Annotated in this window: 3 protein-coding genes; 1 reads left to right on the forward strand and 2 read right to left on the reverse strand. The window is 62.0% G+C overall.

Annotation, left to right across the window (positions count from 1 at the left end):
• Position 1 precedes the first annotated feature (1 nt).
• Both QUW00_RS01415 and QUW00_RS01420 read right to left on the reverse strand, forming a co-directional pair.
• Positions 2-1,192, reverse strand: a complete 1,191-nt coding sequence (locus QUW00_RS01415; protein WP_289612615.1) for a type II secretion system F family protein — start codon at positions 1,190-1,192, stop codon at positions 2-4.
• A 22-nt stretch (positions 1,193-1,214) separates the two neighbouring features.
• Positions 1,215-1,919, reverse strand: coding sequence for a transglutaminase-like domain-containing protein (locus QUW00_RS01420; protein WP_289612616.1), 705 nt, complete (start codon positions 1,917-1,919; stop codon positions 1,215-1,217).
• A gap of 612 nt (positions 1,920-2,531) precedes the next feature.
• On the opposite strand from QUW00_RS01420, the gene QUW00_RS01425 reads away from it, so the two are divergent.
• A partial coding sequence (locus QUW00_RS01425) for an InlB B-repeat-containing protein (protein ID WP_289612617.1) occupies positions 2,532-6,050 on the forward strand: 3,519 nt, incomplete at its 3' end.

The raw sequence follows: 6,050 nt of genomic DNA on the forward strand, positions 1-6,050 counted from the left end.
CTCATCCGATGGCGCCCATCATGCCCACGAGCGGCAGCATCACGGCGATGAGCGTGGCTCCGACGGATACGGTGAGCAGCGCGGCGAGCGCGGGCTCCACGGCGTCAATCGCGCGGTCAAGTCGCTCGGTCGCGTCGTCAAAAAACGTGGCGGAGAGCTGTTCGAGCACGCCGTCGATGCTGCCGGCGCGCGAGCCTATGGCCAGCATGCGGGCGTATACGGGCTCAAAGATGCCAAACTCGGTCACGGCCTGCGAAAAGCTCAGGCCCCGCGTCGGGTCAGTCATGGCGGCAAGCGCGCTCTCGAGCCGCGCACGCAGACCCTCGTGGCTCACGGCTGCGGTGGCCTCGCGCATGGCGACGTTGGAATCGGCGCCCGAGGCCAGGTAGGCCGAGGCGGCGGAGGCAAAGCGGCTGAGCGCCAGGCGCCCCATGGCGTCGCGCGTCACGGGCAGGCGGTCGAGCAGGGCCAAGATGCGCTGCTGGCCCTGCGGCTTGCGCACCGCCGCGGCGCCCGCGAGCGCGCAGGCGGTCACGATAAGCGTGAGCACGAGTGCGGCCCATCCCACGACGAGCGCTATCTGCACGGCGCCGAACGAGCCGCCCGCAAGGCCGCCCGCCAGCTGCTCGTACACGCCCATGAACACCGGCAGGATGCCGATGACGGTAAACGCCAGGATCCCGCTCATCACGCACAGGAGCGATGCCGGGTAGCCGATGCTCGCGCGCAGCTTGGCAAACATGCGCGCTTCCTCGTCGTAGTACACGGCAAGCGAGCGCAGCACGTTTTCCAGACGGCCCGAGCGCTCGCCGATGGCGGTGAGTTCAAGGGCGTAGGCGGGAAAGACGCCGGTCGCGCGCATGGCGTCGGCAAGGCCGCGGCCCGCGCACAGCTCGCGGTAGGCTGCCAGGCAGGTGCGGCGCAGGGGCGTGTCGGCCATGTTGTCGGCAAGCATGTGCACGGCCTCGTCGGTCTGGATGCCGGCGGCGAGCATGATGGCGCAGCCCTCGCAAAACGCCGCGACGTCGGCGCCATCAAGCGGAGAGGCGGCGACAGCGGGGGACGGGGCGGGCACAGGTGCGCTCGCAGCGGGGGACGGGGCCGGCGCTGCCGCGCCCCCGGTGGGAGCGGCGCCCTTGTCGGCGGCATCCGCCTCGTGCCCGGTGTGCAGTTGTGTGCGTGTGTCGGACATGTCCTACCCCTGTCGTTTCGGTTCAGTATACATAGCGGTCGGTGTAGTCGGTGCCGTCGCCCACGGTGGCGCCCGCGTCGGCGGCGGCAAACGTCAGATCGATGCGCGTCCAGGTGTTGGGGTCCACGCGAATCTCGACGCTGATCCATTCGCCATCTATATAAATCATGTTCCACGCGTGATAGATGCCGTCGGGCGACACGTACCCGGTGATGATCTTGCACGGCACACCCAGGCTCCTGAACATGGCCGCGGCAAGCGAGGCGTAGTCAAAGCAGATGCCCGTGCGCGCATCGAGCGTCGCGTCGGGGTCGGGCACATAGCCGGTGGCATCGGCCAGCTCGGCGGCCTTGTTCGTGTCGTAGGTGATGTTGTCGCGGATCCAATCGTACACCGCGCGCACCACGTCGCCCTCGTTGGCGGCGTCGGCGGCGAGCTCGCGGGCAAGCTGCACGCACGAGCTGTCGTCGGCGTAGCTGCAAAACATGTTGGGGCGCAGATAGGGCTCAAACTCCGAGGCGAGCTGCACGTCGGCCGTCGTGGCGGCGATCTCCACGTAGTTGCTGCCGCTCGTGTTCTGCATCACGCGGAAGCGGTAGCTGCCGTCGCCCATGTTGAGGGGGCATACGATGGGCGTGCCGTCGCCGGGCAGGTCGTAGTTGTAGCTCATATCGCCGCTTTGCACCTGAAACTTCAGGCGCGCGCCGTTGACGGCGGATGCTGCCACGTAGCCTTCGGACAGGTGAGAGATATCTATATATGCGTCGTTTTGTCCCGCGGCAGCGTCCGCGTTGTAAGACGCCTGTTGGATTGCTGTCGGTTCCGTGTAAGCAGGGCCCGAGGTGGATTCGTCGCCGCCTGAGGCGCCCCCGCCCGCCGTGCCGCCTCCGCCACAGGAGCACAGTCCTGCACAGGCTGCGACCAGCGTCGCGGCAGCAAGGGCCGCGCGCGCGAAGCGGAGTATGTGGGCCGAGCGATTCAAGCGTCCTCCGAGCCGAGCGGGTGGATTCATCCATCATAGCGTGCAAGGCGGGGCGCACCAAACCGTCCGCCGAACTTAAGGGGGTTGTTCTTGCTGCGGAAGCCCCGGCTGTGTCCATGCCGAGCACCCATCCGTACGTGCGAAAACAAATTGTCATTGCGTTTATTACAAATATCGAACGCTTGTTGGCCGCCGTCTGGACAGGGGTCAAACCGAATGCTAACGTTCAAGTACAACTAGAATGTCAGTATTATGGCATTGGTGTCTATAAATCCGCAGTAGAAGACCTGCGGTACGAACACGACCGGTGGGTTCCTTTCGGAACGGTAACCGTTAGCCGGGAGAGGGGTTGGGAATATGTCTTCACGTAAGAACCTCTTGGAAGATGGCACCCGCTTTATCAAAAAGCACAAAATGGGGGCGCGGCGCGCGCTGGTGGGCATCCTCATCGCATCGATGACCATCTCCACCATGAACGTGCCGGCGATCGCCGAGGAGCTCGATCTGATCGTTGAGCCGGAGCCTCAGGAGCAGGTGATCGAGGATACCACCGCAGCTGAGCCCACGCCGGAGCCCGAGCCCACGCCCGAGCCGGAGCCCGAGCCCGAGCCGACGCCCGAGCCGGAGCCTGCGGTCCAGAGCGTGGAGGAGGAGCCTGCCGAGAAGCAGGAGCCTGCCGAGACGGCCGAGAAGAAGCAGGAGCCTGCGGAGAAGTCGGATGCCGAGGACTCCAAGAAGACCGAGGAGCCCAAGAAGGAGGCTCCCGCCAAGGAGGAGGCCAAGGACGAGGCGAAGGACGAGGCCAAGGCTGAGCCTGCCGACGACAAGGCCGAGCAGGACGCCACTGCCAAGGTCGCCATCAAGGTTGCCGACGCCACGATCAAGTACACCGATCAGGACGGCACCGAGCAGAAGATCAGCGAGAACAAGGACGAGGTCGCGTTCCCAACCCAGACCAAGATCGAGTTCTCCGTCGACGCTGCCGACGGCTTTGAGGTTTCGACGGTCAAGTACGCCGTGGATGGTTCCGACCACGAGCTGACCGCCGACGACAATGGCATCTACACCGTTCCCGCCGACACCGTCAAGGACGGCCTGGCGATCACCGTCAAGACCGACGAGGTGAAGGCAGACGAGGACGCGGACGAGGAGAAGGCCGACGAGGAGACGAAGGCTGAGGAGGCCGAGAAGGAGGAGACGGAGGAGCAGTCCGCCGTCACCCTTTCCGTCGAGGTCGAGAACAGCACCGTTATCCTGACCAACGCCGAAGGCGAGGAGCAGAAGGTCTCTGAGTCCCAGGACGTTGAGGTCGCGGCCGACGAGGACCTCGCCCTGACCGTCGAGCCGGCTGAAGGCTATGAGGTCAAGGGCGTGTATATTGGCGGCGAGGGCGATGAGGCTGCACCCGGGAGCTCGCCGCGTCAATACATGATTCCAGCCGATAAACTTGGTGAAGGAGTGCGCGCAAGCTCCGTCTCGATTGAAGACGAGATTGTGGAGGCGAGCGCTGACGTTAGCTCGCCCGCATTCGAGGGTTATGCATATGTGGATAACATCGTTGTTAAGGTGACTGCTGGGGAGGGCGTGCTTCCCGACGGAACGCAGGTTGAAGCGTCCTATGTCACTCGCAGCGACGTTATGATGGCGGTTTCTGACAAAGTTGATCGCCAGGGGGCGACCCTGGTTGATGCGGTGGCAATCGATGTGACGCTTGTCGATGCTGACGGAAATGAAATACAGCCAGCTGAAGCGGTTAACGTCTGCTTCTTTAACACCGAAATCGACGGTGACTCCCTCGGGATCTATCGCGTTTCTGATGATGCGGAAAATGTAGAAGAGATCTCTACTCGACAGGCTGACCCGGGCGTTCAGAGCTTCGATGTCGATCACTTCACGATTTACGTCGTTGGAGGAAGTACCTCAAACCCCAACGCCAACGGTGACGACGCCAATGACTATCTTCGTCGTTACACGATGCTCGTAAACGACACGGCAACTTTCCGCAGCAATGACGTATCGGGAGACTGGTCCTTCTACAGTGGGAGCAGTCGGGCAACCATTCTTGAGCAAGACGAGAAGTCGGTGACCATTCAGGCGGGTTCGTCGACCGGTGAGGTAAGAATCCGGCATCAGGGGACGAAGGACGGTGGTGGCTGGACAACAGAAACCTACTATATTCAAATCGTCAGGGCGAGCACCGTCAGTGTTTCCTTTAACAGGAACGGCGGATCAGGAAATCTGCCAAGCACGCAAAGAGGCCAGGCTGGTTCGACCATTAATCTTCCTGATGGCAATGGTCTGTATAGAAGCGGATACGTTTTCGTCGGCTGGAGCACGCTGGACACTGCGAATAACGGTGGAGCAGAGAACTATACGACAACGCTATATAGTCCCGGCTCTGAGTTCGTGCTGCCGGCGGAAAGCGTAACGCTGTATGCAATCTGGGCAACTGAGAATGCTGATGCAACCTTCTATTTCAGAACAGATGGCCTAATTGCTACAGAGCCACAGCCGCATCCGTCTGGCGAGTATGTGACGGTTGGGAGCATACGAGACGCAATCAAAGTGGGAGCGTTTTATGCGAACAGCTCAGGCGATGGCGTAAAGTCTCACCTGAATAGCTGGCCTAGCGACGAAGACATTAAGCGTGCATATCCAGACTACGACCCAGATACGCAATACGTGCTTTGGTATGCAATCAAGCAGGAGAGCGAAGGCTGGCATGTCGACGGAACTCTGCTTTCGAAAGAGCTGGTCTCGCTGAACTATGATCCAAACTGCCCCGCGGGCAGCTGGTCAAACATGCCAGATGGTGATCAATATGCAATAGGCACAGAAGTAACGGCCGGTTACGATGAAAATGATGGCAAGGTGAAGACCCCGTCTCGTACTGGTTACACGTTTACTGGTTGGAATACCGCATCAGATGGCTCGGGGCAGAGATATGCATCTGGGGAGACATTCGAGATAAGCGAGGAGACAACCCTCTACGCTCAGTGGCGTCCAAATTCGAGTACTAAATATATAGTCGAGTTCTACTATCAGAATGGTGAGAGCGGCGAATACGAGCTTAAAGAATCCGAAAATCGATATGCCGCAACTGAGGCGAATGTCTCTGTGACCAATGAGGACAAGCAGCCTGACCAGGATGGCTATGTCCTTGACGAGTCGAAGAGCTCCGACTGGTCTGGCACCGTTGCAGCGGACGGCTCCACGACGCTGAAGGTCTACTACAAGCTCTCCCTCGACGTGAAGTACGACCTCGCCGGCGGCAAGGTCGACGAGGGCGTCGAGACCTCCTACACCGGCATCGACTGGGGCGAGAAGACCCCGACGATCTCCGACCCGACCCGCGCCGGCTACGACTTCGGCGGCTGGGAGCCCGGGGTCGCCGAGACCGTCACCGCCGACGCCACCTACACGGCGCAGTGGGACGCCAAGGACGACACCGAGTACACGGTCGAGTTCTACTTCCAGGACGGCGAGACCGGCGAGTTCGAGATCGACGGCGAGCTGACCGACACCCGCACCGGCACGACCGACCAGCCCGTCTCCGTGACCGACGAGGACAAGGCCGTCGAGCGCGACAACTACGTCTTCGACGCGGATAACGCCTCCAACGTCCTCACCGACGCCACCCTCAACGGCGACGGCTCCACGACGCTGAAGGTCTACTACAAGCTCTCCCTCGACGTGAAGTACGACCTCGCCGGCGGCAAGGTCGACGAGGGCGTCGAGACCTCCTACACCGGCATCGACTGGGGCGAGAAGACCCCGACGATCTCCGACCCGACCCGCGCCGGCTACGACTTCGGCGGCTGGGAGCCCGGGGTCGCCGAGACCGTCACCGCCGACGCCACCTACACGGCGCAGTGG

It is taken from the genome of Collinsella tanakaei (assembly GCF_030373545.1).
Classification (GTDB): Bacteria; Actinomycetota; Coriobacteriia; order Coriobacteriales; family Coriobacteriaceae; genus Collinsella; species Collinsella tanakaei_C.